Source organism: Chthoniobacter flavus Ellin428 (assembly GCF_000173075.1).
Taxonomy (GTDB): Bacteria; Verrucomicrobiota; Verrucomicrobiia; order Chthoniobacterales; family Chthoniobacteraceae; genus Chthoniobacter; species Chthoniobacter flavus.
This window is the reverse complement of sequence record NZ_ABVL01000001.1, coordinates 1-25,580: the sequence shown is the minus strand read 5'-3', so window position 1 is coordinate 25,580 and position 25,580 is coordinate 1. Positions and strand designations below refer to the sequence as shown.

25 protein-coding genes and 2 pseudogenes are annotated in these 25,580 nt (G+C 61.4%); 8 read left to right on the top strand and 19 right to left on the bottom strand.

The window, feature by feature from the left end:
* Window positions 1-43 precede the first annotated feature (43 nt).
* Window positions 44-1,079: pseudogene (recA, locus tag CFE428DRAFT_RS00145) on the bottom strand (recombinase RecA).
* A 143-nt stretch (window positions 1,080-1,222) separates the two neighbouring features.
* On the opposite strand from recA, the gene CFE428DRAFT_RS00135 reads away from it, so the two are divergent.
* On the top strand, window positions 1,223-2,920 hold the full coding sequence (locus CFE428DRAFT_RS00135) for a hypothetical protein (protein WP_006977356.1): 1,698 nt from the start codon (window positions 1,223-1,225) through the stop codon (window positions 2,918-2,920).
* A gap of 158 nt (window positions 2,921-3,078) precedes the next feature.
* Here CFE428DRAFT_RS00135 and CFE428DRAFT_RS00130 read toward each other — a convergent pair whose 3' ends face one another.
* On the bottom strand, window positions 3,079-3,474 hold the full coding sequence (locus CFE428DRAFT_RS00130; protein ID WP_006977355.1) for a hypothetical protein: 396 nt from the start codon (window positions 3,472-3,474) through the stop codon (window positions 3,079-3,081).
* Window positions 3,475-3,779: 305 nt separating this feature from the next.
* Window positions 3,780-5,612, bottom strand: a complete 1,833-nt coding sequence (gene htpG, locus CFE428DRAFT_RS00125; protein WP_006977354.1) for a molecular chaperone HtpG — start codon at window positions 5,610-5,612, stop codon at window positions 3,780-3,782.
* Between the two features lie 101 nt (window positions 5,613-5,713).
* Between htpG and CFE428DRAFT_RS00120 the strand changes: the two genes are divergently transcribed.
* Window positions 5,714-5,986: a hypothetical protein gene (locus CFE428DRAFT_RS00120; RefSeq protein WP_042724153.1), complete on the top strand. Its 273-nt coding sequence runs from the start codon at window positions 5,714-5,716 to the stop codon at window positions 5,984-5,986.
* Between the two features lie 12 nt (window positions 5,987-5,998).
* Window positions 5,999-6,424, top strand: a complete 426-nt coding sequence (locus tag CFE428DRAFT_RS00115) for a hypothetical protein (protein WP_006977352.1) — start codon at window positions 5,999-6,001, stop codon at window positions 6,422-6,424.
* Window positions 6,425-6,965: 541 nt separating this feature from the next.
* Here CFE428DRAFT_RS00115 and CFE428DRAFT_RS00105 read toward each other — a convergent pair.
* The gene (locus tag CFE428DRAFT_RS00105; protein WP_006977350.1) at window positions 6,966-7,934 is read right to left on the bottom strand and encodes a hypothetical protein; all 969 of its coding nucleotides are present in this window, start codon (window positions 7,932-7,934) and stop codon (window positions 6,966-6,968) included.
* Between the two features lie 329 nt (window positions 7,935-8,263).
* Here CFE428DRAFT_RS00105 and CFE428DRAFT_RS00100 point away from each other — a divergent pair, with 329 nt between their 5' ends.
* Window positions 8,264-8,995, top strand: coding sequence for a YebC/PmpR family DNA-binding transcriptional regulator (locus CFE428DRAFT_RS00100; protein ID WP_042724151.1), 732 nt, complete (start codon window positions 8,264-8,266; stop codon window positions 8,993-8,995).
* 16 nt (window positions 8,996-9,011) lie between these two features.
* Here the strand turns inward: CFE428DRAFT_RS00100 and CFE428DRAFT_RS00095 are convergent, their stop codons facing one another.
* The 5 genes from CFE428DRAFT_RS00095 to mntR form a co-directional block, all read right to left on the bottom strand.
* Window positions 9,012-9,539 (bottom strand): type II toxin-antitoxin system RelE/ParE family toxin, encoded by a 528-nt coding sequence (locus tag CFE428DRAFT_RS00095; RefSeq protein WP_006977348.1) that lies wholly within the window; start codon window positions 9,537-9,539, stop codon window positions 9,012-9,014.
* Window positions 9,540-9,594: 55 nt separating this feature from the next.
* Window positions 9,595-10,968 (bottom strand): MFS transporter, encoded by a 1,374-nt coding sequence (locus tag CFE428DRAFT_RS00090; RefSeq protein WP_083804902.1) that lies wholly within the window; start codon window positions 10,966-10,968, stop codon window positions 9,595-9,597.
* A 177-nt stretch (window positions 10,969-11,145) separates the two neighbouring features.
* Window positions 11,146-11,514: a hypothetical protein gene (locus CFE428DRAFT_RS00085; protein ID WP_006977346.1), complete on the bottom strand. Its 369-nt coding sequence runs from the start codon at window positions 11,512-11,514 to the stop codon at window positions 11,146-11,148.
* An 11-nt stretch (window positions 11,515-11,525) separates the two neighbouring features.
* Window positions 11,526-12,449 carry a hypothetical protein gene (locus tag CFE428DRAFT_RS00080; protein ID WP_006977345.1) on the bottom strand — a complete coding sequence of 308 codons (924 nt, stop codon included), beginning with the start codon at window positions 12,447-12,449 and terminating at the stop codon, window positions 11,526-11,528.
* Window positions 12,439-12,885 carry a transcriptional regulator MntR gene (gene mntR, locus CFE428DRAFT_RS00075; RefSeq protein ID WP_006977344.1) on the bottom strand — a complete coding sequence of 149 codons (447 nt, stop codon included), beginning with the start codon at window positions 12,883-12,885 and terminating at the stop codon, window positions 12,439-12,441. Before mntR ends, CFE428DRAFT_RS00080 begins: the two co-directional genes overlap by 11 nt.
* A gap of 167 nt (window positions 12,886-13,052) precedes the next feature.
* On the opposite strand from mntR, the gene CFE428DRAFT_RS00070 reads away from it, so the two are divergent.
* Both CFE428DRAFT_RS00070 and CFE428DRAFT_RS00065 read left to right on the top strand, forming a co-directional pair.
* The gene (locus CFE428DRAFT_RS00070) at window positions 13,053-14,456 is read left to right on the top strand and encodes an Nramp family divalent metal transporter (protein WP_006977343.1); all 1,404 of its coding nucleotides are present in this window, start codon (window positions 13,053-13,055) and stop codon (window positions 14,454-14,456) included.
* 12 nt (window positions 14,457-14,468) lie between these two features.
* The gene (locus CFE428DRAFT_RS00065; RefSeq protein ID WP_006977342.1) at window positions 14,469-14,897 is read left to right on the top strand and encodes a universal stress protein; all 429 of its coding nucleotides are present in this window, start codon (window positions 14,469-14,471) and stop codon (window positions 14,895-14,897) included.
* Window positions 14,898-14,989: 92 nt separating this feature from the next.
* On the opposite strand, the gene CFE428DRAFT_RS00060 is transcribed toward CFE428DRAFT_RS00065, so the two are convergent.
* Together CFE428DRAFT_RS00060 and CFE428DRAFT_RS00055 are read right to left on the bottom strand one after the other, a co-directional pair.
* Complete coding sequence (locus CFE428DRAFT_RS00060) at window positions 14,990-16,072, bottom strand: beta-ketoacyl synthase N-terminal-like domain-containing protein (protein WP_006977340.1); 1,083 nt, start codon at window positions 16,070-16,072, stop codon at window positions 14,990-14,992.
* On the bottom strand, window positions 16,069-17,292 hold the full coding sequence (locus CFE428DRAFT_RS00055; protein WP_042724231.1) for a beta-ketoacyl-[acyl-carrier-protein] synthase family protein: 1,224 nt from the start codon (window positions 17,290-17,292) through the stop codon (window positions 16,069-16,071). Before CFE428DRAFT_RS00055 ends, CFE428DRAFT_RS00060 begins: the two co-directional genes overlap by 4 nt.
* A 175-nt stretch (window positions 17,293-17,467) precedes the next feature.
* Between CFE428DRAFT_RS00055 and CFE428DRAFT_RS00050 the strand changes: the two genes are divergently transcribed.
* Entirely contained in the window at window positions 17,468-17,926 is a 459-nt protein-coding gene (locus CFE428DRAFT_RS00050) for a GtrA family protein (RefSeq protein WP_006977338.1), read from the top strand.
* Complete coding sequence (locus CFE428DRAFT_RS00045) at window positions 17,923-18,303, top strand: DnaJ family domain-containing protein (RefSeq protein WP_006977337.1); 381 nt, start codon at window positions 17,923-17,925, stop codon at window positions 18,301-18,303. Before CFE428DRAFT_RS00050 ends, CFE428DRAFT_RS00045 begins: the two co-directional genes overlap by 4 nt.
* Window positions 18,304-18,311: 8 nt before the next feature.
* Here the strand turns inward: CFE428DRAFT_RS00045 and CFE428DRAFT_RS00040 are convergent, their stop codons facing one another.
* The 8 genes and pseudogenes from CFE428DRAFT_RS00040 to CFE428DRAFT_RS40815 all read right to left on the bottom strand — a co-directional run bounded on the left by CFE428DRAFT_RS00040 (window position 18,312) and on the right by CFE428DRAFT_RS40815 (window position 25,013).
* On the bottom strand, window positions 18,312-18,680 hold the full coding sequence (locus CFE428DRAFT_RS00040) for a hypothetical protein (RefSeq protein WP_006977336.1): 369 nt from the start codon (window positions 18,678-18,680) through the stop codon (window positions 18,312-18,314).
* The gene (locus CFE428DRAFT_RS36545) at window positions 18,674-18,859 is read right to left on the bottom strand and encodes a hypothetical protein (protein WP_042724149.1); all 186 of its coding nucleotides are present in this window, start codon (window positions 18,857-18,859) and stop codon (window positions 18,674-18,676) included. The genes CFE428DRAFT_RS00040 and CFE428DRAFT_RS36545 overlap by 7 nt, the downstream gene beginning before the upstream one ends.
* A 6-nt stretch (window positions 18,860-18,865) precedes the next feature.
* Complete coding sequence (locus CFE428DRAFT_RS00030) at window positions 18,866-19,117, bottom strand: hypothetical protein (protein ID WP_006977334.1); 252 nt, start codon at window positions 19,115-19,117, stop codon at window positions 18,866-18,868.
* A 9-nt stretch (window positions 19,118-19,126) separates the two neighbouring features.
* Complete coding sequence (locus tag CFE428DRAFT_RS00025; protein WP_006977333.1) at window positions 19,127-19,321, bottom strand: hypothetical protein; 195 nt, start codon at window positions 19,319-19,321, stop codon at window positions 19,127-19,129.
* A 65-nt stretch (window positions 19,322-19,386) separates the two neighbouring features.
* Window positions 19,387-20,547 (bottom strand): cysteine desulfurase NifS, encoded by a 1,161-nt coding sequence (gene nifS / locus CFE428DRAFT_RS00020; RefSeq protein WP_042724147.1) that lies wholly within the window; start codon window positions 20,545-20,547, stop codon window positions 19,387-19,389.
* A gap of 97 nt (window positions 20,548-20,644) precedes the next feature.
* Window positions 20,645-21,322 carry a DHHA1 domain-containing protein gene (locus CFE428DRAFT_RS35180; RefSeq protein WP_157447387.1) on the bottom strand — a complete coding sequence of 226 codons (678 nt, stop codon included), beginning with the start codon at window positions 21,320-21,322 and terminating at the stop codon, window positions 20,645-20,647.
* Window positions 21,297-22,334, bottom strand: coding sequence for a single-stranded-DNA-specific exonuclease RecJ (locus CFE428DRAFT_RS35175; RefSeq protein WP_006977330.1), 1,038 nt, complete (start codon window positions 22,332-22,334; stop codon window positions 21,297-21,299). The genes CFE428DRAFT_RS35180 and CFE428DRAFT_RS35175 overlap by 26 nt, the downstream gene beginning before the upstream one ends.
* A pseudogene (locus CFE428DRAFT_RS40815) lies at window positions 22,331-25,013 on the bottom strand (MGH1-like glycoside hydrolase domain-containing protein). Before CFE428DRAFT_RS40815 ends, CFE428DRAFT_RS35175 begins: the two are co-directional and overlap by 4 nt.
* Window positions 25,014-25,580 lie beyond the last annotated feature (567 nt).

Genomic DNA, 25,580 nt, shown 5'->3' with positions numbered 1-25,580 from the left:
CCCGATCAAAAGGCGGATCCGGCGCAGCGGTGGCCGCCGGGGACTACTTTTTCTCCTCGTCGAGCTTCGCCTTTACGGCGGTCTCGAGTTCTTCGTAGAGGGCGGTGTCGTTCTTGATCAATTCCTTGGCGGCGTCGCGGCCTTGGGCGAGTTGGTTGCCCTTGTAGCTCAACCAGGAACCACGTTTTTCAACGATGCCCTTTTCCAGCGCGAGGTCGAGCAGGGCGCCAGTGGAGCTGATGCCCTCGTTGTACATGATGTCGAATTCCGCCTCGGTGAAGGGCGGGGCGACCTTGTTCTTCACGATTTTGACCTTCGTCCGGTTGCCGGTCACCGTGCCGTCGCCGATCTTGATCGCGCCGATGCGGCGGATGTCCACGCGGACGCTGGAGTAGAATTTCAAGGCCTTGCCGCCGGGGGTAGTCTCGGGGTTGCCGAACATCACGCCGATTTTTTCGCGAATCTGGTTGGTGAAAATGCAGATGGTGCGGGCCTTGGAAATAAGCGAGGTGAGCTTCCGCAGCGCGGCGCTCATGAGGCGGGCCTGCGCCCCCACGGTGGTGTCGCCGATTTCACCTTCCAGCTCGGCCTTGGTCACGAGGGCGGCCACGGAGTCGATCACGATGACGTCGAGCGCATTCGAGCGGACCAGCGTCTCGCAGATGCGCAGCGCTTCTTCACCGGAACTCGGCTGCGAGACCAGCAAATCGTCGAGATTCACCCCGAGCTTCTTGGCGTATTGCGGATCGAGCGCATGCTCCACGTCGATGAAGGCGGCCAGGCCCCCGCGCTTTTGCGCCTGGGCAACGACGGTCAGCGTCAGCGTCGTTTTACCCGAGCTTTCCGGTCCGAAAACCTCCACGACACGTCCCCGCGGAAACCCACCTACACCGAGCGCTCGGTCGATGAGGATATTGCCCGTCGGAATGACTTCCACATCGAGCTTCTGATCGGCCCCCAGGCGCATGATGGCACCTTTCGCCGTAGTCCTTGGCGATCTGCTGGATGGCGAGATCGAGGTTTTTATTGCGGGCGGCGGTGACTTTGCTGTCTTCCTGGGATTCGCTTTTCGTGGCCATAGGGGCGCCAAACTATATGTGCCCCGCGGTGGTGAAAAGCAAAACTTGTGGTCATTTGTACAGTGACCCCTCTGATAAGAGAAACTGCTTTTTTCCTCGCGTTCGGGCCGGATGCGCCTTTGTTTATCGGCTGATTTTCCCACATGGAAACGAATTCACCTGCGGACGAACCTACGCCCGCCAAATCACCCGAGACTCCTGCTGAAGCGGCGCCGGTCGAAGCGCCTGCCGCGGAGATTTCTGAGACCCTCTCTGTTCCGCCTGAAACCAAGGCGCCTGAAACCGTGTCGCCCGGCGAAAATGCCGAGCCGGCCGAAGCTGCCGAACCGGTCGAGGCGAGTAGCGAAGCCGAAGCGCCGGCGGGCGAACCCGCGGTGGCCGACGAGCTCACCCAATTGGCCGAAGCCTCGCAGAAGGCGCGTCTTTCACCTGCTGACGAAGAGCGCATGGCCACACTGCTCAAGGAAGCACTGCAGGGCGGACGCGCCGGTGTGGCACGCGCCATCGAGGCGTTGCCGAGGGTTCCGTGGATCGTCGGGGTCCGCGCGGTCGAAGCCATCTGGCCGGATCTCACGGCTGGCTTCCGCACGCAATTGCTCGCCGGCCTGGCCAAGGACGAATCGGACCCTTCGCGCCGTATTCGACTGAGTCTGGCCCGGGCGCTGTTCAAGATGGATGTGCCGGTGGCGTTGAAACTCGCCGTCGGGGTCGCGCGCGAATTGCGCGACAAGGAAACCGGCGCGCTCACGCCGAAACAGGCGCAGATTTTCGCCAATGTCTTCATCGGTCGTGGCAAGCCTTGGCTCGCGCAGCTCACGCTCGCGGATCTCAAGCCCGCGGATGGCGATGCGCTGGTCAATTGCGCGGTGGTGGCCGTCTTCACGTTGCCGCATCCGCCGGTCACCCAGCTCGGGGTCCTGAAATGGGCGCGCGAGCAGGAGCGGCTTGGCAAGCTGGACGCCGCGGCGCTGGAAGCTGGCAAGAAAGGCGTCACGCGCTGGAGTGCGAAATGGCAGGGCGCGCTGCGCAAGGAAGTGAGCGATCTGCCCGAGGAGATCATCGCCGTCCTCAAACCCGTGGTCGAGCAAGCGCCCGCGGCCGAGCCCGAAGCGGCTGCCGGTGAAGCTGGCGAAAGCAATGAAGGTGCGTCCGCGGAAGCACCCGAAGCGGCTTCCGACGATGATGAGGACGGGGACGAGGACGAGGACCTCGATGAGGATGACGAGGACGAGGAAGAGGATGAAGACGAAGAAGAAGATGAGGACGACGACAGGAAGGAGAAGGGAAACGCGCGCAAGCCGCGTCCCGTCTACGAGCCGCGTCCGCAGAAGCCCGCCGCAGAGAGGCCAGTCTACACACCGCGCGGTGCCGGCGTGCCGAAGAATTTCAATCTCAACGAAGCGCTCCGCAACATCGACAACTACGTGCAGTCGCTGCGGGCGGATCTGAATTCCGCGCAGTCGAAGCTGCGCACCCGCGAAAACCAGCGGCCGGAGAAATCCGGCGCAATCATTCCGGGCGAACCGACGCCGGAGGAATTGGCGCGCCTCAACCAACAGCTCGAGGCCCGCAATACCGAGCTTCAGGAACGCATTCACGAGCTGACTCAGCATTCCGAGGATGTCGCGGTGAGCACGGGCGCCCTCACCGGTGCCCCGGTGACCGATGCCGCGGCCCAGTTGCGCACTCTCCTGGCGCTCAAACTGCAGGAAGACTACGCGGATTTCATGGCGCTGGAAAAAGAATCGAACGACCTCGTGGTCCAGCAACATTACAAAGGCCTGCTGCGCCATGTCTTCGAAGTGCTCCAGCAGCTCGAAGTCCCGCTAAAGGCCGAGTAACGGAGGGACGCGCTCCCGCGCGTTTCCTATATGCTGGAGGGCACCCCGCCGTCAGGTGCCGGGAAATGTACCGATCCGAAAGAGACAGCGCCTCTCCGAAATAAAAAGCCCCGGCCTCTTTCGAGACCGGGGCTGGCAAACTTTTAAGCGAAGCGCGTTTAGTTCGGCTTCGGAGCCTCGGGGGCCGGAGCGGGCGCGGGGGCCGGAGCCGCAGCGGGTTCCTTGGGCGCGTCAGCCTTGGGGGCCGCGTTCTTGGTTTCGTCGACGGCCTTCTCGGCAGCGTCCTTGGTCTTCTCGACCGCCTTGTCCGCGGCGCTCTTGGCCTCGGCGGCAGCCTTGTCGATCGCGGCAGCGGCTTCCGGAGCCTTCTCCTTCTCCTTGGCCTTGGAGTCGTCGATCTTGGCTTCGGCACCAGCCTTCGCATCGCCGGCCTTCTGCTCGACAGAGGCCTTCGCGTCGTCAGCCTTTTGCTCGACCGAGGCGTCCTTCTTCTCGCAAGCGGCAAAAGCGAGCGCAGTCGCGGCCGCAATGGCAAACGTAGAGTACAGTTTCATGTGTGGGTTTAGGGGTTTTTAGGTTTAGGGGTTGATAGTCGGGACGATAGGTCGGCCCTGTGGGCAGGCTGGACAGGCAACTGCGGCAAGTCAATGACAGTCTGACACAGAACCGACGTGAGAACACCACGTTAAATTGGCGTCGACGAGGCCACCCCGGGATAACTTCTTTCTTAGATAGAACCGAAGGCGGCCAGACCGGCATAAAGATACCGGGAAAAAGGACCGATCCCCGGTCTCAAAAGATCGTCCGATCCCTTCGTCGCCCGGTATCTTCGCCGGGTAAGTAAGTCCTCTTAAGGCGGCTACTTATTCAGCAGCTTTTCGAGCAGGCCATTGAGGCGGCCGAGCATCGCGCGCGGATCTTCCAAAAGGCCGGCGGCAACCAGCGCGTTATCGAAGATCTGCTCCGCCACTTCGCCGGCCAGCGCCGGGTCGGATTGTCGGATGGCATTCAGCCGGACCAGCATGGCGTGGTCAGGATTGATCTCCAGATTCGGCTTCGATTCCAGCGGTGCTTCGCCCTCGCGACTCATCATCTTCATCATGCGGCGCATGCTGGAAGTCATGTGCGTGTCGCTGTCCACGACCACCGCCGGGCTGCCAACGAGCCGCTTCGAGCTGTGGACTTCATTCACGCGATCGCCGAGGCGTTCCTTGATGAAATTGGCCAGCACGCGGGCGTCTTCTTCGCTCAGCGCGCCGCTGCTTTCCTTGTCGAGCTTGAGGTCGGCCTTCTCCGCGGCGACGAGACGCTTTTTGTCGAACTCGCGCAACTGTTCCATCACGATTTCATCCTGTGGTGCGTAGAGGAAGAGCACTTCGAATTTCTTCTCGCGGAAGACTTCGTAGTACGGGCTGGCCAGCGCGGCCTCGCGGTTCGGCGCGGTGAGATAGTAAATCTCCTTTTGCTCCTCCGGCATGCGGCCGACGTAATCGGTGAGCGACGTGGTCTTGCCCACGTCGGTGTGCGACGACTCGTTGCGCAGGAGCTTGGCCAGCGTCTCGCGATGCTGGTAGTCATTGGCCACGCCTTCCTTCAGGCAGTGGCCGTGCTCGCGGAAGAACTTGTCGAACTTTTCCGGGTCGGCTTTGGCTTCTTCGTCGAGCCACTTGAGCACGCGCTTGGTCAGCACGTCGTTGATCTTCCGCAGCAGCGCGGAGTCCTGCATGGTCTCGCGGGAGATGTTGAGCGGCAGGTCTTCGCTATCTACCACGCCTTTCAGGAAACGCAGCCACTCGGGGAAAAGATTCTTCGCCTTCGGTTGGATGAGTACCTTGCGGCAGTAGAGATTCACTTCGTTCTCGCCGCGGGCGAGCGTGAGCAGTTCGTAGCTCTTTTCCGGGACGAAGAGCAGCGCGCGGATGGACAGCGGCGCGTCCGCCGAGAAGTGCAGCCGATACAGCGGCGGTTCGCTCTCGTGGGCGACGTATTTGTAGAAGTCGTTGTATTCTTCGTCGGTGATCTCGCTCTTGTTTTTCGTCCAGAGCGCCTGCACGGTGTTTACCGCGTTGCCGTTCAACTCGATGGGGAAGGGGACGAAATTCGAGTAGTGCTTGATGATGCGCTCGATGTTCGAGGCCTGTGCGAATTCCGTATCCTTGAGCTGGACGACGATCTTCGTGCCGCGCGACAGGTCGCTGGCCGCATCGATCTCGTAACCAGTGCGTCCGTCGCTCGACCACACCCAGCCGCTTTCGCCGGGCTGATACGAACGCGTGTAAACCGTGACCTTTTCCGCGACCATGAACGCGGAATAGAAACCGACGCCGAATTGGCCGATGAGGTTCGCGTCGTCCTTGTTCGCCTTGAGCTGCTCGAGAAACGCCTTCGAGCCCGAGTGCGCGATGGTGCCGAGGTTGTCGATCAGCTCCCCATGGGTCATGCCGATACCGGTATCCGTGAAGGTGATCGTCTTCGCCTGGCCATCCGTCGAGACGCTGATCTTCAAAGGCAACTCGGGTTCAAAGACCTCGGTGCCCGAAGTCTGGAGGAACTTCAGCTTCTCGCTGGCGTCGGCGGCATTCGAGATCAGTTCGCGGACGAAGATCTCCTTGTCGGTGTAAAGCGAGTGGATGACGAGATCGAGCAGTTGGGCGATCTCCGCCTGGAAAGCATGTTTTTCAGTCGTGGACATAAAATGAAAATGAAATTCGGGGCGCGAAATCTACATGCGCGGACCGTAGGCGATCAATGGAGGAGTTGTGGAATAGGCCTCCGCTCGCGTATAACGCCGCTATGGGACTTCCCATCGAAGTAGGAATTCTCGCGGATTTGAACGAAAATGATTCGGAGGGCGCCGATCATTTTCGAGCGGAGCGTCTGGCGGAAGCGCTGTCCTTGCCCTTCGATCTCGATTGCGACAGCAAAGAAGTGTGGGAAGCCGCTGAATATCAGGGCCAGAGCGACACTCTCTGGAAGAAATTCGGGCGCGAATCCTTCAGTTGCCTAAGCCTTTACATAGCAGCCAAGCATTCCATCCGGAATGAGGTGGCAATCGTCTTCACCTAGCAACTCAATCGTATGAAACACCCTCTCCTGTTCTTGCCCCTAACGCTGGCAATTTTAACCTCGGCCACATTTGCCGAGCGGCCGGTGGGTGAAGAGGTATTATGGGACGGCTTTCATCACATCTCACGCCTGGAGCGGTCTGTGCACGACGTCGTGGAGGTGAAACGCAATCCCCTCTTCGACAACGCCCCATTTCTGCGTTTGCGAGGTGACGACAAATTGGTTCAGGCTCTCGAAGCCGACTCGCAGCACAAAGGCTACCTCATTCCCGCGCAGGTCAAATACTATCTCCTCTCCGACGGTCATTTCTACCTGATCGAGACCAAGGAGGAATCCGGAAACTTCTCCTGTCGGAAACCGATTGGGGCGCCGACTATTGCCTGCTTTTCGACTGGGATGTCCACTTTGGAAAATGCTCAAGCCGCTGCCGCAAAATAGTACCCATCCCCTTTCGCGGATTCCTTCACTGACGAAAAGTACTACGCAATCCTATCTGGCATCGCCAAGGAGTTTCCAGAGGCAAGAGCAAGCGACAAGCGGAAATACGCTAAAATTCCTTCCGCTCGAGTCATTTCGATACCCGGCCAAACCGTGGTGGAGTTCAGGTGTCTATCGTTCGACGAGTACCGTGACTGCATCTACGATTACACCATCAGAATCAGCCGCTCGAATCTATTGATCACCGGAATGAATGTCCTTCAGGGCCCAAGGTATGTCAGTAAAGACGAATTCGAAAATTCGGATGGGGACTCGTCTCTCCCCAATGCCCCACCTCCCCGCACAATCGATCCAGCGACAGCGAAGTTGAAGAAAGCGGAATACGACAAGATGGTCCGATTCCAGGACGCGCTCCTTTGGCTCATTGAGCACAAGCGGCGCTGACGCCGGGGATGGAACTTGACATTTTCCTGGAAAGGCTCGACGCGGCGAAGGGATATGACCGCCACAGCCCATCCTCGGTTTCACCCATCGAGCCGTCTCATTCGGGAAGCAATGTCCAGTGCTTCCCATCGGGCGAAGTGAGCAAACCAAAGGTGGTTTTGCCCACCGCGTCCTCGCCCATCAAGATCATCACCCACTGCCCGCCTTCACGCCAGACGAAGGGAGCGCCGTACTTGCGCGCCATCCATTTCTGGCGTGGCAATTCCAGCGGCCCCTGCGGTTGCCACGCACGCAGGTCCGACGATACCGCCAGTGCGAGGTGCTGATTCACCAGACCTTCGCTGTAGATCATCGTCCAATCCTTTCCGGTGCGGAAGATCATGATGTTCTCCACGCCGTCCGGCGCGCTCGCGGATACGCCGAGGAGCGGCGCGTCCGGGGTCAGAATTTCCCAGTGTTCCAGCTTGGGATCGTGCGTGATAGCGTGCCCAAGAAGGTTCGCCCGCAGTGTTTTTCCCGCTGCGTCGGTCACGTTGGTGCTGCCAATAAAATAGCAATGCAACGTGTCTCCTTCCACGATGAGCGTGGGATCGATGACGCGCTGCAGGGTATTCCAGGGCAGCGTCCGTGCTTCCGGCAGAAACGCCTTGGGCGCCGACCACGCGTGCAAATCCGGCGACTCGCTGAAACAAAGTTGCGTCGGCGTGGAGGGGTAAGTCTGATAAGGCAGAAGATAGCGCCCATGCCAAAACACCACGTCGCCCGGCGAAGCGTAACCTTTTGCCGAAACGTCGTGATCTCCTTCGAAATGGACGAAATCCTGGGTGAGCGCTTCGGCGACCGTCCAACTGCCGGGCGATGCCCACGTCTTTCCCGCCAGACGGGAATAAAAAAGGTGATACCCCTCCGGGGTCTTGAGCACCGAGGGATCGCGAAGGTTGTCCGCAGTGGCCCAGACGGGATTGTGAAGCAAAGCAAAATTGAGATGAAGCTCTTCAGCGCAGGACAGGCCTGAAGTGACGGCCAGCAACACCACGCCGGCGAGGGCAGAGCACGGAATTTTCATTTCAATTCCCTTGCGACGATCGGCGCAGCAACCACCGCCGGAGCGAGTAACACAAACTGGATGATAGGGCAGCGACCATGCACGGAAGAGAGGATGAGGGAGTCCCCGCTTCGTGGGCAAGCGTGTTCCGAAGCGGCCGCCCGGCCAGCCCCCGAAGAGCCCCTCTCGGAGCCGAAGAAGCCGCATCCATCGTTGCGCGCTCCTTCACCGCTTCCCACATTTATTCCATCATTCCGCGAATCCGCCGTTGCGCCCCTACCCCGGTCTGGGCCAAGCTTCCCTCCCCCAATTTCAATCAACCCAACTATCCAACCTCTTTTCTCTTCGTCATGGGTCGTCAATGGCTCCAAGCAAAACGTGAAGTAGCCGGCCTCAAAAAAGGCCAGATGGTCGGCAAGCTCGTGAAAGAAATCATGGTCGCCGCCAAGCTCGGTGGGCCAGAGCCCGAGGGTAACGCCCGGCTCTTTGCCGCCATCGAAAAGGCGCGCCGGGCCAGCGTCACGCGTGACGTCATCGAGCGGGCCACGAAAAAAGGCGCGGGCATCGGCGACGAAAAGCTGGTGATGGATCACGTGGTCTTCGAGGGCTACGCGCCGCACAAGGTGCCGCTCATCGTCGAGGTGCTCACCGACAACAACAACCGCACCGCGCCCGAATTGCGCGTGCTCTTCAAGAAGGGCCAGCTCGGCGCACCGGGCAGCAACAAGTTTCTCTTCGACCACGTCGGTCTCGTCGAAGCTCACACCCCGGATCCCAGCACCGATCTCGAAAGCGCCGCCATCGAAGCCGGCGCCAATGAAGTCGAGCCGCTCACCCACGAACAAAACGACGACATCCCCGTGGGCGTTGCCGGAGGCCGCTTCATCACCGACCGCGCCGCCACCGCCGCCGTTTCCAAATGGCTGGCCGGCAATGGCTGGACGGTAGTGACGAGCGAACTCGGCTACGTCCCGAAACAATTCCCGACGCTCACCGACGCCCAGCGCCAGGAGGCCGGCGAATTCATCCAGAGTATCGAAGACCACGACGATGTTCACCGCATTTGGGCTGCGCTGAAGTAGCGGCGCCTTTCCGGCGTTATCTTCGCCGCCATTGGCGATCGTCGCGCGCGGCGTGGATCACGGAAATGATGAGAATCACGTCGTTCGTTATTTCGTATACGACTCGATAAGGGAAACGAGCTGGGAAAAGCCAGCGAATGTTCCGGGTTCGATGGCGACGGGCGGTGAGAAACGGGTTCGCAGGAAGCCCCTCAATGATCCGGGCGATTTCCTCGAGGAATTCGCCACCCAAGCCGGGTTGCTGCTCGTCGTACCAAGCTGCAGCCTGGGCAATGTCGACCTCCGCAGCGGGGCGGAGCAGCACCCGAAAACTCATCGAACGTATTTCGCCATGAGCCGCGTCCTCACCTCTTCCCAAGGGATAGCGGAAGCAGATCCCGTCGTGCTCGGCAAGTCGTGATTCGATCAGGCGCTCTTCCTCCGGGCTGAGGGAATCGTCGCCATCGAGCCCAGTCGCTGTCCAGCGCGAGAACTTTTCGACGACCTGTTGCCGCTGCTCGCGGGTGAGGCGCGGGATTTCTTCGAGAATCTCAGCCAGGCTCATGCGTGTAGCATAGGCGTCGCTTGGACGATTTCAAATATCCATTCCTTGCTGCGGGCTACAACTCCGATGAATGTTGCTTTTCCTGCACGCTGGCGAAGAGCGGCAACGCCACGCACCACGCGAGGAAAATCTGGAGCAAAATCAGCACGTGGAAATAGGAGAAATGCGCACCGCCGGGGACGGTCCATGTCGTCCACGCCACGGGCATGTGATCCTTGATCCAGCCGCCGGTGAGCGCGCCAATTGAGCCGATCGTTCCCGCGATGGACCAATGCACGGCCATGGCCACGGTGCGGCCGGTATTCGGGGTGAGCGCTTGCGCCAGGCGATACTGGCAGAGCTGCATGCCGGCGTAGAATCCGCCGATGATCAGTGAAGCCACGCTCATCAGTAAGACCGGCTGAGGCACGGGGCCGATGAGCGGCAGCGAAATGTGCCGCGGTGAGACAAAGAACCATCCGAGGGTGAACAACGGACCGACCGAGGTGAGAAACATCGCGACTGTGCGCCCGCCGAAGCGATCGATACCATGACCGATCGTGTGCGACCAAATGACCGCACCCAGTGCCGAAGCCAGGACGAGCCACGTAGCCTCGGAGTAAGTGGCGTCGAAGGTCTCGTGCAAATAGACGACGTTGAAAAACCCGGGCGTGCCGTAAAAGTAACCCGGTAGCGCCAGCGCGGCGGTCCAGGCGCCCATCCCGAGGGTGAATCGTCGGAAATCACGCCGGCGCAGCGGCGCGAGCAGACGTTTCCACGGCGACTGCCCGGGCGTACTGCGGTGTGGTGCGGGTTCGGCTACACCGGAATGCACGACGATGTCTCCGATGCCAAACGTCGCCGCGATGGCAAACACGATCGTGAAGCCACCCAAACCGCCTTCGGCATGCTCGCCCTTGTCGAGGATCCAGCCGTAGACAAACGCGGCGAGGAACACGACACTGGAAAGCAGGCGCTGGCGGCTACCCCAGAAGCGGCCGGCCCGACTCGCTGGCAGCAAATCCGCCATCCAGCTCAGCCACGGCGCCTGGCTGGCGTTCCCGAGGCAATCGCTGAGGCCGAGTGCGATGATCAACACCACTGCCCAGTGCGCTTCGCCGGACGGCCAGAGCAGGGGCAGAAACGCGGGGACAAACCAGAGCGCGCGATGCGTCGCCGCCACACTTCCCCAGAACGGCTTGCGCCGATGCAGCCGCTCCACAAAAAAGGCCGACGGCAATTGCATGAACATCGCCGCCTGCCGGATCGCTCCCATGAGCCCAAGCTGAAACCCGGTCGCATGAATCGCCTGCATGAGCAGCGGCGTGGGCAGGCCGTAGACCGCCACCAACCAAACGGTGCCAAGGCAGCCCGCGATGACGTTCTTCCGCATCGACTTCTCGAGATCCTGTTCAGAAATCGCAGGAAGTTCGGGTGGGCGGGGTGACATGAGGAGTTTTCCATGACAACCCACCGCGTTTCCGTAGGCAAGGCAGGAGCGTACCTTGCGATAGTCTCAGCTCAGTACGGCTTGGCGATGATCCGCCGCTGCGGATCGAGCGCGCCCTGTTCCTTGAAGATCGGTGCCGGCGAGACGTTCTTCAGTTCGTAGCCCCGGAGCTTGAACTCAGGATAGAAGCCATTGCTCGCGGGCTCGTAGACGGTCTCGCCGGTGAAAATCGCCGTAGAGCTTGTACTCGTAGCCGTTGTCGCTGCCGATCTTGCCGAGTTCGCGGTCGGGCGCGAGCTTCCCTTGCTCGTTGAGCATGACCATCTTGGCATTCGCCCACGATTCGCCCGGCTTGCGGATGTACCCCCAGAATTTGTAGTCCACCTTGTAGTAACGGCGGCCGATGTAGTAGTTGCCCAGCGGCTCCTGCTTGATCTCGCCCAGCATCGCCGTGCGGCTTTGGGTATTCGGGTCGGCTGTGGCGCAGCCGGAGAAAAGGAGGGTGGTGAAGAGGAGGTTGAGTGCGAGGAAACGCCGGAGTGTCATGGATGAAATTTTCAATGCAGGCCGAGCCGGCCGAGGAACGGCTGGATCCAATCGGAGAGTGCGTCCTCTTTCAAGGAATGGGGCTCGGGAATGTTGCCAAAGAGGTGCCACGATTCGCTGTGCCCCACGGATTCACCCGGGGCGAGGGTGCGCAGAGGGCTCAGGGTCTCGATCTGGAGTCCGGTGGCGTTGCTGAAAGTTTCGAAATTGCAGCCGTAGTCGGGATACGTCGCGCTTTCGTCGAACTCGACGAGCTTCACGAAGAGTGTGCTGCGCGTGAAATAGCCGATCCACTTCATGCGATGCTGCAGCCCGAGCTTCGTCGGCGAGCTGTGCGCCGTCTGCCGCAGGGTGATGAACTCACGCCCCCACCGCCAGCGTTCATCCGCGGTGTCGGGTGTAAGGCCACAGCACCTGCCAGGCGATCCGGCGGCGTGTTGCGTGTGTGATGAGCCATCGGTGGCCGTGGGATGATTTCCAGTCCGCCGGCTTCCATCGTGGTGACGCCCCCAGGTGGCCAGCGTCGCCGGCGCAGTGCCCGTATTCGTGGCGCGATGCTCGATCTTCACCTCCGGTGAATGCTCCGACAGCGTCACGGTCAGCGTCTTCTTGATGTGCCACGGCGCCGCCGGCGCATTCTCCAGCCGCACGCCATCGGGCAGCAGCTCGTGAGTCACGGGCGAATTGTCCGGAAAATAAGTGCGCTCATTTTCCGGCGCGAGCCAGAGACGATGCCCGCCCCGGGCGATGTAGACGTCTTCGCCACTCTTGCCGAGTTCGTCCGCGTTGGTCTTCAGCACGTTCTTCCCCGCCGGCAGATGCTGGTAGGAAATGACGCGCGGGCCGACGTCGAGCGTGATCACCAATTCGGCGTGATCGTTGGCGATGCGGAGGCAGTTCGTCCATCCGCCAAAAGCTGTTTTTTCAATTTTCATCGATATCCTTGCGCACTTTCACGAGCAGGGCGGGATGCCGCTGCAACTGCTCGGTGAGCGCTTCGATGGCGCGCACCGTGGGCGGGCTGATGTGATGTTCCATACCTTCGACATCGTGATAAATGACGTCGTCGTCGAGGCCAAGGAGTTTGAGAAAATCGGTGAGCAACTGGTGCCGGCGGGTGATGTTGCGGGCCAGCGCCTCGCCGGCGGTGGTCAGCGCCAGGCCGCGATATTTCTCGTACTTCAGCAGCCCCTCGGCGTCGAGGCGCTGCACCATATTCGTCACGCTCGCCTGGGAGATTTTGAGGCTCTGGGCGATATCCACCACGCGGGCATAGCCCTTGGTGTTGATGAGCTCGAGGATGCGCTCGAGGTAATCCTCGACCGCCGCAGAGCTGCGGGCCGGCAGGCGGATGGAGGTAGGAGCAGGCATGAGCAAGAAACGCTAGGGGCTAAAAAAGCGACGTCAAGAAAACGAAGAATTCGACCATTGACACAATCGTAGATCGGGACAACTAATTTAGCCATGGCTAACTTTTTGAACCGCGAGAAACATCTCCCCGAAGCGCGGGCGATTCGCTGGCCCGTCGTTTTCGCTTCATGAGCAACGCCCATCGCACCGTCCCCCCCGAATCCACCGCCGGCTGGCGCCAGGTAGCGGGGCAGGCCTCGTTGCCGGAGGTGCATCGCAGCGTGGTGGTGCCGGCCAATGCCTCGTTCTGGCGCAAACTGCTGGCCTTTTCCGGGCCCGGTTTTCTCGTGGCCGTGGGCTACATGGACCCGGGCAATTGGGCCACCGACCTCGTGGGTGGGGCAAAATTTGGCTACGCGCTGCTGTCGGTCATCATGATTTCGAACCTCATGGCGATCCTGCTCCAGCACTTGTGCATCAAGCTGGGCATCGTCACCGGACGCGATCTCGCCCAGGCCTGTCGCGACCACTATTCGAAGCCCACGGTCTGGTTCCTGTGGGTTCTCTGCGAGATCGCCATCGCCGCTTGTGATCTCGCTGAAGTCATCGGCTCGGCGATCGCCCTGCAACTGCTCTTTGGCATCCCGCTCACCTGGGGCTGTATCATTACCGCGCTCGATGTGCTTGCGGTGCTCTACTTGCAAAACAAGGGCTTCCGCTATCTCGAGGCCCTCGTCATCACGCTCATCGCCACCATCGGCACCTGCTTTGCCGCGGAGCTCATTTTCTCCAGGCCCAGCCTCGCCGGCGTCGCCCTCGGTTTCATTCCCCGCGCGAACATTATCACCGATCCTTCGATGCTTTACGTGTCGATCAGCATCCTCGGCGCGACGGTCATGCCGCACAATCTCTACCTGCACTCCTCCATCGTCCAAACGCGCAAGTATGCGCAGACACCGGAGGGCAAGCGCGAGGCGATCAAGTTTGCCACCATCGATTCGACCACCGCGCTCATGTTCGCGCTCTTTATCAATGCGGCCATTCTCATCCTCGCGGCTGCGGCCTTTCACTGGTCTGGCCACCAGGACGTGGCGGAAATCCGGGATGCGTTCAAGCTGCTCAGCCCGCTGCTTGGCGTGGGTCTGGCCAGCGTGATTTTTGCCGTGGCGCTGCTCGCCTCGGGACAAAATTCCACGCTCACCGGCACTCTGGCCGGCCAGATCGTCATGGAAGGTTTCATCAGTATCCGGTTGCGGCCATGGTTGCGGCGCTTGATCACTCGGGCGCTGGCGATCGTTCCGGCGGTCGTCGTCATCGGCATTTGGGGCGAAAGCAAAGCGACGGAGTTGCTCCTCATCAGTCAGGTGGTGCTCAGCATGCAGCTCGGTTTCGCGGTCTGGCCGCTCATGCGTTTCACCAACGAAAAGACGAAGATGGGACCCTTTGCGAATGCCTTGTGGATCCGCCTCCTCGGCTGGAGCACCACGGCGATCATCATCGTCCTCAACCTCATTTTGCTCTTCAATACCTTCGCGCCGGACTCCGTGCTCAAGGCAGTGTATGGTTCGCTCGGCTGGCCGATTCCCACGTAACCCTCTCGCGTCATGTATCGCAAAATCCTCGTCGCCCTCGATAACACGGTAGCCGATCGGGAATTGCTGCCGCACATCGTGCAATTCGCCGCGCTGGCGAAAAGCGAGTTGCTGCTCCTGCACGTCGCCGACGGCTGGGTGGCGCGCAATTTCGAGCAGCTCAATCTCGCGGAGTCCGAGGAGATGCGCGAAGACTGGACCTATCTCGAGGAAACGGCTGCGAGGCTGCGTGGAGAATCGGGCCTGAAAATCGAAACGCGCCTCGCGCTGGGCAATCCACCCACGCAAATCCTCCAAGTGGCCGAACAAGAGCATTGCGACCTCATCGCGCTCGCCTCGCACGGACATCGCCTCGTGGGGGATATCATCCACGGCAGCACGATCGACGAAGTGCGGCACAAAGCCCACGTGCCGATCCTCGTCGTGCCGCCGCGGAAATAGTCCGGGGAGGGGATGCGCTCCCGCGCGGTCCCCAATATTTCTCCGCCGGCCAAAGATGGGAACGCGCAGGAGCGCATCCTTCCGTTGCGTTGTTACACTGAATTCGCGCGCCTCAACACCGCCCCGCCGGCCTGCTGATTAAAGCCCAGCGCGGAGACCAACACCGATTCGATTTTCACGGTTTCCGGCGCCATTCCCGGCAGGAGCCCATGCTCCAGCGTTAGCGCCGCGACGACCGTCTGCAACAGCGCGCTCGCTCCAAAGCTCTCTCCCCATGATCGCTTCGGCAAATAGACCGTCGCGCCCATAGCATGCCGCCCCAAGGCCCGCTGCTCGATCGCATCGACGAACGTCCCATTCGCGCAGCCGATCACGGCATCGGCGCCGTTGCCGGACAACAAATCCGCGTAAATCCGCGAGAGCGCGGCCTCCCCTTCGCGTTTCCGAAAAACCGGCGCACCCTCGTGCACCTGCAAATCGACTTTGCCCTCGCGCGCCAGGACCACCGCCGCGGCGCCTTCGGCCAGCAACGCCCCGCGCGTGCTGCCCACCCGGCGGGCCATCCGCCATTCGCGATACGCCTCGCACAAAATCCAATCGCACTCCTCACTCCCCACGACCACCACGCGATCCAGATCGTCCGTCGCCAATATTTGCTCGGCAAATTTCAGCGCCCCCAGTCCCACCGTGCCATCGCCCACGAGCGTATAGCTTGCGCCGTCGATTCCGAGCTGCGCGGCAAGGTGACTCGCGGGCGCATTGTAAACCGTTTCCGGAAAAAGCAGTGGGCTGGCCACGTTCGCGCCCTGCTTCACGATCTGCTCGTAAAACTTGCGCGTGTAGACCACGCCGCCGCTGGAAATGGCGAAGACGATCGCGGTGCGCGCGGCGGATTCCGGGGTGAGTGTGATGCCGGCGTTTTGCAGTGCCGCCAATCCCGCCGCCACGGCGAAATAGGAAATCGCACTCGATCGTCGCAGCCGCGGATTGCGGGCCAGCGCATCGACCGTTTTCAACGGCACCGGCGCGTAGATATGCTCCCGACCGGTCTCCGGATTCGTGACGATCTTTGCCTCGGCGACATCGCCGCGACCGAGACGGTCCCACACTTCGTCGAGACTCGCGCCGAGCGGTGTCACCCAGCCCAATCCGGCAATGCGCGCGCCGGTCTTCATGCCGCAGCCTCCTCGAGGACGATGGAAGCGTTCGTGCCGCCGAAGCCGAAGGAATTCGAGATCACGCGACGCACCTGCGCGTCGCGCGCTTCGTTGGCCACGATGTTCAGCCGCCACGCCGGATCGATCTCCTGGAAATGGATATTCGGCGGCAGGAATTGCCGCTGAATGGCGAGCACGGAAAACACCGCCTCGATCGCTCCCGCGGCACCGAGCGAGTGGCCCATCATCGACTTGGTCGAGCTCACCGGCACGCGATTGCCGAAAAGCTCCGCGATGGCCGTTCCTTCCGTGGCGTCGTTGAAGATGGTCGCTGTGCCGTGGGCATTGATGTAGTCGATTTCGTCGGCCGCACGATGCGCATCCGCCAGCGCGCGCTCCATGGCCTGCCGCGGGCCGACCCCGCTCGGGTGCGGTTGCGTGAGGTGATGGTTATCCGTCGAAATGCCGTAGCCGGTGACTTCCGCGAGAATCGGTGCTCCGCGCCGCCGCGCGCTCTCCAATTCCTCGAGTGCGAGCAGGGCTGCGCCTTCGCCGAGCACCAGGCCCGTGCGGCTCTTGTCGAACGGGCGAATCTTTTCCGCGGTCGAAGCCTGCAGCGAATCGAAGCCCACGAAGACCATCTCGGAAATCGCATCGTAACCGCCGCAGAGCACCCGCTGATAGTGCCCCGCGCGAACCAAGCGGAAAGCATGCCCCACCGCATTCGTGCCGGAGGCACAGGCGTTGGCGATGATCTGGCTCGGCGCCGCACAGGGCCAGGCATCCTCGGCATCGAGCACCGGCTTTTGCGGCAGATAGTTCGCCAGCCACGCCGCCCGTTCGTGCGGATGTTTTTTTTGCACCTGCGCACGGTAAAACGCCTCGCCGAAACTCATCCCGCCACTGGTCGTGCCGATGACCAGCAGCTCGGGATCAAAGGCGCCATCGCCCCGCCGCACCTCATTCGCCGCGGCCATCATCATGAGACTGGCCGGATGATGCAGGTGCTCACGCCGATGCCTTTTCAAACCGGCACCTGCCTTCAGCTTCGCCAAATCCACCAGCCCCGCGGTCTTGCAGCGCGTTTTGGACACGTCGAAAGCGGTGACCGGCGCCACGCCATCATGCCCCGCGCGCAAGGCTTTGCTCGTTTCCTCGCAGCCGAGTCCCAGTGGGCTGACGACACCGATGGCCGTGACGGCAACGCGACGCGGCTGGGATGCGGGAGAAGAAATCATGTGTCGGGAAACCTTTTCGTCGCGCCGATAGTCGCGCGCAATGAGCAATTCGTCGATTGGCGACGGAAGAAGGCGAGCGAGGTTATAGCATAGCTTTTTGACTCCGGGCCAATTCGCGGCGAAGATCACAGCCCGAATGGCCGAAATGTCCGACGAATCCATCCCAAACGCCTTAATGGCAGAGAATTTCGCTTCCGCCCCGCAGCCGAACCGGCAGGCCCTGCGCATGCGCTTCTTCTGGTTCCTCGCGGGGGCAGGGGTGAATTACCTGCTGATCCTGATCCCGTTCAAGTGGCTGAAGGCGCATACCGGGCTGCCCAACATGGAAATCGCGGGCTGCAGCATGGCCGTGAGCGCCACCTTCTTTTTCCTGTGGAATTACTTCGTGAACTTCCGCACCGACTCGCGGAAACGCGATGCCCTGCCCCGCTACATCCTGGCGGTTTGCTGCATGTGGCTGCTTTCCTCGGTGACGCTGGGCTTTCTCAAGGATCACAATTTTCATCTGGCTTTGAGTCTCGGCCGATTCCCCCTCGATCTCGATATCGTGGCCACGCAGTTCTTCCTCAGTGGGCTGAAGTTTTTCCTCTATCACAAGTGGGTCTTTCCCCTGCCGAAAGAACCGGCGGCGTGAATTGGACAAAACTCGCTGAGAACCGCATCGAGGAAGCCATCGCCAGTGGCGAGTTCGAGAATCTGCCGGGGAAAGGCCAGCCGCTGGATCTTGCGGAATACTTCGCCCTGCCCGCCGCTGAGCGCGCCGGCTCCATGCTGCTGAAGAATGCCAACGTCATTCCGCCCGAGGTGCAGATGTTGAAGGAGATTGGAGAATTGGAAGAGGCGATCACGCGATCGGAGAATGCCGGAGAGGAAGATCGGCTGCACAGGACCGACAAGGCCGCTGCTGCCACCTCCCTTGCCAGGCTCCGCGAGCAGCTTCAAGAAAAGCGCGTGGCTTTCTCGCTAGCCATGGAGCGCCGCCGCCGCCGCGAACCGCGCGCGGTCGAGTAGGGTAACCACTACTTCGCTGGCGCGGCGAATACACCGGAGGCCGCCTTGACCGAGATGCCTTGATTGCGCGCGTAGGCCGCCGCGGCCCGCTGACGGATCTGCACGGGCGATTCTCCACGAGTCCAGCCGGCGAGGGCGTCTCGCAGAATGAAACCGCCGGGATACATGAGTTGCGTGGTGGTGAGCAACGGAGTTGCTCCGGCGGCCGATAAGTGAGGGCCGAAATAGCGCTCGCTGATGCAGCACAAGACGATGGCCTGCCGGCCGAGGCCACGCTGGGCTGTCGCTTCCGCGGGCAGCGAAAAATCCATCAGACCATCGTGTCCGATGTAGGCGACCAATGGGCAATGGTCGACGGGTTCGCTGCTGGTTAGCACCTGGAATCGCGACCCCAGTAGAGATTGTGTTCGGCATCGTCGCCATTCCCGATCTTTGCTGGCACGGGCACGATGCCTTGCGTGGCGTTGTCCGCCAGCGCGACGAAGACATGAATTTCCGCGGCTGGAGCCGGCACCGCCATCCAACAGGCGATGAGGACTATCGCGAGCAGTTTCAATCAGGTTTATTGGGCGACTTTCAGAGTCAGAATCTTCACGTGCCGATCGGCGAAATCGATCCAGTAGTGAATGGCGTATCCTGCGTAGATGTGAATCTCGATGCGGCGCCCCGAAATATCGCGCTCGTGATCATCAGCATATTGATCTGGCGACGAGCGCAGACTGACAAAGCGTTCGAGCAACAGTGCGCGCTTTTTCTTGGGAATCGCATCGAGGACGGCGATCGCCTCCAAGTCCACTAGAAGCCGATATTTCACAGGGCCGCGCTATTCCGAATAACGCTTTTGCAGATCGTCCAACTCAACCCAGTGTGTAGGGTCGACGTCGTCGATTTTCCGAGCCAATTCCCGCCGAAATTCTTCGTCCTGTTCGGTTTGGCGCGCGACGAGAAAGGCGATCAACTCACGTTGCTCCGCCAGCGGAAGATGGGCCGCCTCGTCTTTGAGTTGCGTTAGGGACATCGAAGGAATTCCTACTCGAATTTCAAGACGGTGTCAAAGGGGGTGCGACGCCTCGAATCCCCGTCCTACGCCGCCATCGCGATCCGCCGCAGCTTGCCGATCACCTTCGGCATGATCTCCAGCGCCTTTTCCACCTCGGCGTGCGTATTAAAGCGGCTGAAGGAGAATCGCAGGCTCGCCCGGGCGCGTTCGTCGCTCAAGCCCATGGCCTTGAGCACATGCGAGGCGTGCACGGAACCCGTGGTGCAGGCCGAACCGCTGGAACAACAAATATGATTTTGGTCGAGGAGCATGAGCGCGCCTTCGCTGTCGATGCCTTCAAAGGCGAGATTCGACGTATTCGGCAAGCGGTGCTCGGTGTCGCCATTCACGTGCGCGCCTTCGATCTGCGTGAGCACGCCCTTCTCGAATTCGTCGCGCAACTTCCGCACGACCGTCTTCTCGTGATGCAGGTTGTGCCCGGCGACTTCACACGCCTTGCCCAGCGCCACGATGCTGGGCACGTTCTGCGTGCCGGCACGTTTGCCGTTCTCCTGGCCGCCGCCGATGAGATACGGCGCGAATTTCGTCCGCTTGTTCACATAGAGCACGCCCACGCCTTTCGGACAGTGCAGCTTGTGTCCGGAGAGGGAGAGGAAATTGATCTTCGATTCCGCGAGATTCAGCGGGATCTTGCCCACGGCCTGCACCGCATCGGTGTGGAAGAGCACGTGCTTCTTGCGGACGATCTCGGCGATCTCGTGGATCGGGAAGAGGACGCCGGTCTCGTTGTTCGCCCACATGACCGTGACGATCGCGGTGTCCGGGCGGATGGCCTTTTCCAATTCGTGCAGGTCGATCTGCCCCTTTTCGTCGACGCCCAGCCAGGTCACTTCGTGGCCCTGCTTGGCCAGCGTTTCGCAATGCTTGAGCGTCGCGCTATGCTCCACCCGGGTGGTCACGATGTGCTGCCGGTCGCGGTCCATGAGCAACGCGGAATTGATCGCTGCATTGGTCGATTCCGTGCCGCAGCTCGTAAAGATGACTTCGCCCGGTTCGCAGCCGATGAGGTGCGCCACGCGTTCGCGCGCCTTGTCCAGCGCCTTGCCCACCTGCTGGCCGAAACGGTAGCCGCTGGAGGGGTTGCCATAGAGCTCGGTGAGGTAGGGCAGCATTTCGTCGACGACCGCCGGGTCCACACGCGTGGTCGCGTTGTTATCGAGGTAAATGAGCTCCGACGTCTTCATGTGATTTTGGCAAAGGGCGCAGACCATACCCCATGTGTTAGGGGTTGGCCAATGGTACTTTGTGTCACAAAAGCCCCGGCTCCGATTCGGAAATGTTCTACTCCGAGCGCCGGACGGCCCGAACGTGGATCTGCGGCGACACGGTGCCCTGCCATTCGTTGCGCTCGATTTGGAAGGCGACGTCCCACGGCAGGCGCGGGAGTTCCTGCGCGGCGGAGTTGAACCACACCGCGCGGTACTCGTCGCCGTTCTGGCGCAGGATGAGCGAGAGATGTTTCTCTTTCATCACGCGCGGTTCGCCGGCCAGGGTCACGCCGCGCGCGGCGAAGAGCGGGTGCGGATTGCCCATGCCGAAGGGTTGCAGCGACTCGTGCTGATCGAGCAATTCGTAGTCGATCTCGCCCAGCGTGAGCTCGGCGTCCACGCGCAGGCGCGGCTGGAGTTGCTCGTCGGTGAGAATCTCCCGCGCGCAGGCGCAGAAGGCCTGACGAAACTCCGCAAAATGGCCTTCGCGCACCGTCAGGCCCGCGGCCATTTCGTGGCCGCCGTGCTTTTCCAGAAAGTCGGAACAACGTCCCAGGGCCGCGACCAACGAAAGCCCTTCGATGCTCCGTCCGCTGCCCTTGCCTATGCCCGCTCCGTCGAAGCCGACGACGAACGTGGGGCGATGATGCCGCTTTTGCAATCGCGAGGCCACGATCCCGACGACCCCCGGATGCCACCCTGCGGCGCCCACGACGATGGCCGCGTCACGCGCGGCGTCGAACAATTCCATGAGCTGCGCTTCGGCCTGCTGATACACCGCCTTCCTCCACCGGACCGCCGCTCGCGATTCTGCGCATCGAGCGTCGCGGCCAAGCGTGCGTGCGCGACCGGCATCCTCGGTGAGCAAGAGCTCCAGTGCATCTTGCGCGGTCCCGAGGCGTCCGGGCGGCATTCAAGCGCGGCCCGAGTCCGAAGCCGATATTGCCTGGACTGAACGGCGCGGACAGTCCGCTCACCTCCACGAGCGCGCGCAGGCCGACCCACTTCGATTGTGCGAGCTGGAGCAAGCCGTTCCGGACAAAGATCCGGTTCTCGCTGCGCAGCGGCACGAGATCGGCCACGCTGCCCAGGGCCACGAGATCGAGACATTCGCGCAGATCGAAGTCATTCGCCTTGCGCAGCTTGAGCAACGCGTGCGCGACCTTGAAGGCGATGCCCACGCTGCACAGATAATGAAAATCGTCGCCCAGCTTCGGGTTCACCAGCGCCACACAATCGGGCAGGGCGTCCTTGCACTCATGGTGATCGCACACGATGACGTCCACCCCTTGCGCGCGCAGGGCCGCGATCTCCGCGACCGAGGACGTGCCGCAGTCCACGGCGATGACGAGTTGCGGATCATGCTCGCTGACGCAGCGCGCCACGCCATCCGGACTCAAACCGTAACCTTCATCGGCCCGCGAAGGCAGGAAACAAGCCGGTTCCGCGCCCATCGCTCGCAACACGCGCGTGAGCAGGGCGAGCGAAGTGACGCCATCCACATCGTAGTCGCCGTAGAGCACGATGCGCTCGCGCCGGTCGATCGCCGTGAGGATGCGCTCCGCGGCGAGACCCATGTTCGGCAGCAGAAAAGGATCGCGCAGCGACTTCAACCGTGGCGCCAGGAAATGCTCCGCATCCATGGCGCTCGACAGGCCGCGCCGCATGAGCAGTTCGGCGGCGAAGCGCGCCACGCCGAGTTCACCGGCGAAACGCTTCACCTCACTGGAGTCGATCGGTTGCGGAAAAATCCAGCGCGTCATGGCTGACTCGGCGCCTCCTCCCGGTCGCGGGCCACCATGTTCAGGCAGCGGGTAATCAAAGCCGTCCAACCCGTCTGGTGCGGCGCGCCGAGGCCCCGCCCGGACTCGCCGCAGAAATGCTCGTGGAAGAGCACCAGGTCCTTCCAGTGCGGATCGCCGGCATAGCGCGGATCGCCGCCGTTGCACGGCCGGCCGCCGTGGGCATCCGGCAGGAAGAGGTGCGTCAGGCGGCGCGCGATTTCATGGGCGATCTGGTTCAAGTTCATCAAGTTACCCGAACCGGTGGGAAACTCGACCTGGAAATCATCACCCCAGTAATGGTGATACCGTTCCAGCGCTTCGATGAGCAGATAGTTCATCGGCATCCAGATGGGGCCGCGCCAGTTCGAGTTGCCGCCAAACATGCCCGTGCGCGATTCCGCCGGCTCGTAGTCGATGCAGTATTCTGAGTCGTCGAACTTTAGCTGATAAGGCTTGTGATAATAAGCGCGCGAGAGCGAGCGGATGCCGTGCGGCGAGAGGAATTCATTTTCATCGAGCACATACTTGAGCACGCGCTCCAGTTGCGCCCGCGTGGGAATGGCCAGTAGACGCCGCACGGTCGTGCCATCCTGGGTGTGAATCTTGCGATAGGAAATATTCTGCGCGAGATCGAAGCGGTACTTCACAAACCACTTCAGCCGCTTGGAGAAACCGGGCAACTGGTCGATCACGTCCTGCTCGAGAATTTCCACGGCGAGGAGCGGCAGGAGACCGACGAGTGAACGCACGCGCAGCGGCACGGTGTGCCGGCCTTCAATGAGCAACTGGTCGTAGTAAAAACCATCCGTCTCGTCCCACAGGCCGCCATCGCCCACGTCGTTCATCGCGTCGATGATCTCCACCATGTGCTCGAGGAATTTCGAGGCGATGTCCTCGTAGCTGGGATTCGTGCGCGCGAGCTCCAGCGCGATAGAAAGCATGGTGCCGCAGTAAAAGGCCATCCACGCCGTGCCATCCGCCTGGGCCAGCGACTGTCCGCTGGGCAACGGCTTCGAGCGATCGAAGAGCCCGATGTTATCGAGGCCGAGGAAGCCGCCGGCGAAGATGTGTTTGCCCTGCACGTCCTTGCGATTCACCCACCAGGTGAAATTGATGAGCAGCTTTTGAAACGCGCGCTCGAGAAAATGGGTGTCGCGCTGCCCTGCCGCGCCGCTGATCTTGTAAACGCGCCAGCAGGCCCAGGCGTGCACCGGCGGATTGACGTCGCGCAGATTCCACTCGTAGGCGGGCAGCGCACCGCTCGGGTGCATGTACCATTCGCGCAGGAAGAGCAGGAGCTGCTGCTTGGCGAAGTGCGGATCGATCCGCGCCATGGGGATCATGTGAAACGCCAGGTCCCACGCCGCGTACCAGGGATACTCCCACTTGTCGGGCATGGAGATGATATCGGCGTTGAAGAGATGGCCCCAGTCGCGGTTGCGCCCGAGTTTTCGCTCCGGCGGCGGAGGCGGCATGTTTGGGTCACCAGCCAGCCAGTCCTTCACGACGTAGTGGTAGAATTGCTTCGACCACAGGAGGCTGGGCGTAAGCCTGGCGCATCACCCGGCGCTGCTCAGGGCCGAGAGCCCGCGAGCATTTCACATCGTAGAAGGCATCGGCCTCCGCGCGGCGTGTGGCAAAGGTTTCTTCGAAATCGCCAAAGGGCACCGTGGGACAAGCGTGCGCCGCGGCGAGGCGGAAACGCAGCACGACTTCGCCACCCGCGGGAATCATCAACCGGTAATGCGCGGCGGCCTTGGTGCCGAATTCGCGCGGGTTCACCGTATCGGCCTTGCCGTGCACGACCGCTTCGTGAAAGGCGTCCTTCACATAGGGCGAGAGATTCGGCGAGCCGAAGAGCTTCTCGTTATTCGACTCATTCTCCGTGAAGAGCCATGGCGCGATGGTCTCGGCGGCGAAGCGGAACGAATGCAGCGATTCGTGCTGCAGGGTGAGCAGATGGTCGTCGAGCTTGGAGATGCGCGGCTTGAGCGTGCAGCCCTCGTGTTTGCAGCCCCACAGCCAGGTGTTGCGAAACCATACGGTGGGCAGCACATGGATCGGTGCGGCGTCGGGCCCGCGATTGGCCACGGTGATGCGGATGAGGATGTCGTCGGGATCGATCTTCGCGTATTCGGCGATGACATCGAAGTAACGCGACTCGTCGAAGACGCCGGTGTCCTCGAGTTCGAACTCGCGTTCCTCCCGCGAGCGCCGGGCGTTTTCCTCGATGAGCCGTTCGTAAGGAAACGCCGCTTGCGGGTATTTGTAGAGCGCCCGCATGTAGGAATGCGTGGGTGTGGAATCGAGGTAGTGCCAGACTTCCTTCGGGTCTTCGCCGTGATTGCCCTGCGGGTTGGTGAGGCCGAAGAGGCGCTCTTTCAAAATCGGGTCGCGCTCATTCCACAGCGCGAGGGCGAAGCAGAGCCGGCCTTCGCGATCGCTGATGCCGAGCAGGCCATCCTCGCCCCAACGATAAGCCCGGCTGCGGGCGTGCTCGTGAGGGAAGTAGGTCCAGGCGTCGCCATTGGCCGAATAATCCTCCCGCACCGTGCCCCACTGGCGTTCGGTGAGGTACGGGCCCCAGCGTTTCCAGTTCTTCTTGCGCGACGCGTCCTCCTCGAGGCGCAGGTGTTCGGGGGTGAGATGGGAAGACATTGCACCCTACGCTGAGGCATCGGTAGGGCGGACGTCAATTTGCGTATCGGGGGCGCGAGGCGCACGGCTCTTAATCCTTAATCTTATTCCTTAATTTTTAATCACTGATCCCGGGCCAACGCGGCAGAGGGGATCAAGGATTAAGGATCAAAGATTAAAAATTAAGATTTTTGCCCGCGGGGCGTCACAGCCAGGGCGGCTTTGACAAGAACAGAGGTATGAATGCCAGCCTCACTCGGATCTGCTGCCACCTCCTCTGCATCGTCCGTCGCCCGGCCAAATGGCGCTTCTTCGTGGCCGGTATTGGGCGGGAATTGGCCCTTTGCGCGCACCCGATGGCGCTGGCGAGGGCCTGAACGCGGTCTCGGGAGTTAGGGAGACGGATGTCATGGTGAGCGCCCGGTAGAAACGCGCGCAGCGCTCCAAAAAAACCCGTCATCCTAAGACCCGGAAACTGCTACGCGGGATTGTTTGCTGGAGCAAGAACCGGCCGCGGAGGCTGTGGAGGTCCTCTTGAATATAGCGTGCGGCAACGGCTTTCCTGGGAGGGGCACTTATGAAAACTTT

Bases quoted from the DNA above. Each gene is read 5' to 3' on its own strand.
- CFE428DRAFT_RS00135 (WP_006977356.1), top strand. From the start codon at position 1,223: ATGGAAACGAATTCACCTGCGGACGAACCTACGCCCGCCAAATCACCC.
- CFE428DRAFT_RS00130 (WP_006977355.1), bottom strand. From the start codon at position 3,474: ATGAAACTGTACTCTACGTTTGCCATTGCGGCCGCGACTGCGCTCGCT.
- htpG (WP_006977354.1), bottom strand. From the start codon at position 5,612: ATGTCCACGACTGAAAAACATGCTTTCCAGGCGGAGATCGCCCAACTG.
- CFE428DRAFT_RS00120 (WP_042724153.1), top strand. From the start codon at position 5,714: ATGGGACTTCCCATCGAAGTAGGAATTCTCGCGGATTTGAACGAAAAT.
- CFE428DRAFT_RS00115 (WP_006977352.1), top strand. From the start codon at position 5,999: ATGAAACACCCTCTCCTGTTCTTGCCCCTAACGCTGGCAATTTTAACC.
- CFE428DRAFT_RS00105 (WP_006977350.1), bottom strand. From the start codon at position 7,934: ATGAAAATTCCGTGCTCTGCCCTCGCCGGCGTGGTGTTGCTGGCCGTC.
- CFE428DRAFT_RS00100 (WP_042724151.1), top strand. From the start codon at position 8,264: ATGGGTCGTCAATGGCTCCAAGCAAAACGTGAAGTAGCCGGCCTCAAA.
- CFE428DRAFT_RS00095 (WP_006977348.1), bottom strand. From the start codon at position 9,539: ATGAGCCTGGCTGAGATTCTCGAAGAAATCCCGCGCCTCACCCGCGAG.
- CFE428DRAFT_RS00090 (WP_083804902.1), bottom strand. From the start codon at position 10,968: ATGTCACCCCGCCCACCCGAACTTCCTGCGATTTCTGAACAGGATCTC.
- CFE428DRAFT_RS00085 (WP_006977346.1), bottom strand. From the start codon at position 11,514: ATGACACTCCGGCGTTTCCTCGCACTCAACCTCCTCTTCACCACCCTC.
- CFE428DRAFT_RS00080 (WP_006977345.1), bottom strand. From the start codon at position 12,449: ATGAAAATTGAAAAAACAGCTTTTGGCGGATGGACGAACTGCCTCCGC.
- mntR (WP_006977344.1), bottom strand. From the start codon at position 12,885: ATGCCTGCTCCTACCTCCATCCGCCTGCCGGCCCGCAGCTCTGCGGCG.
- CFE428DRAFT_RS00070 (WP_006977343.1), top strand. From the start codon at position 13,053: ATGAGCAACGCCCATCGCACCGTCCCCCCCGAATCCACCGCCGGCTGG.
- CFE428DRAFT_RS00065 (WP_006977342.1), top strand. From the start codon at position 14,469: ATGTATCGCAAAATCCTCGTCGCCCTCGATAACACGGTAGCCGATCGG.
- CFE428DRAFT_RS00060 (WP_006977340.1), bottom strand. From the start codon at position 16,072: ATGAAGACCGGCGCGCGCATTGCCGGATTGGGCTGGGTGACACCGCTC.
- CFE428DRAFT_RS00055 (WP_042724231.1), bottom strand. From the start codon at position 17,292: ATGATTTCTTCTCCCGCATCCCAGCCGCGTCGCGTTGCCGTCACGGCC.
- CFE428DRAFT_RS00050 (WP_006977338.1), top strand. From the start codon at position 17,468: ATGGCAGAGAATTTCGCTTCCGCCCCGCAGCCGAACCGGCAGGCCCTG.
- CFE428DRAFT_RS00025 (WP_006977333.1), bottom strand. From the start codon at position 19,321: ATGTCCCTAACGCAACTCAAAGACGAGGCGGCCCATCTTCCGCTGGCG.
- nifS (WP_042724147.1), bottom strand. From the start codon at position 20,547: ATGAAGACGTCGGAGCTCATTTACCTCGATAACAACGCGACCACGCGT.
- CFE428DRAFT_RS35180 (WP_157447387.1), bottom strand. From the start codon at position 21,322: ATGGAATTGTTCGACGCCGCGCGTGACGCGGCCATCGTCGTGGGCGCC.
- CFE428DRAFT_RS35175 (WP_006977330.1), bottom strand. From the start codon at position 22,334: ATGACGCGCTGGATTTTTCCGCAACCGATCGACTCCAGTGAGGTGAAG.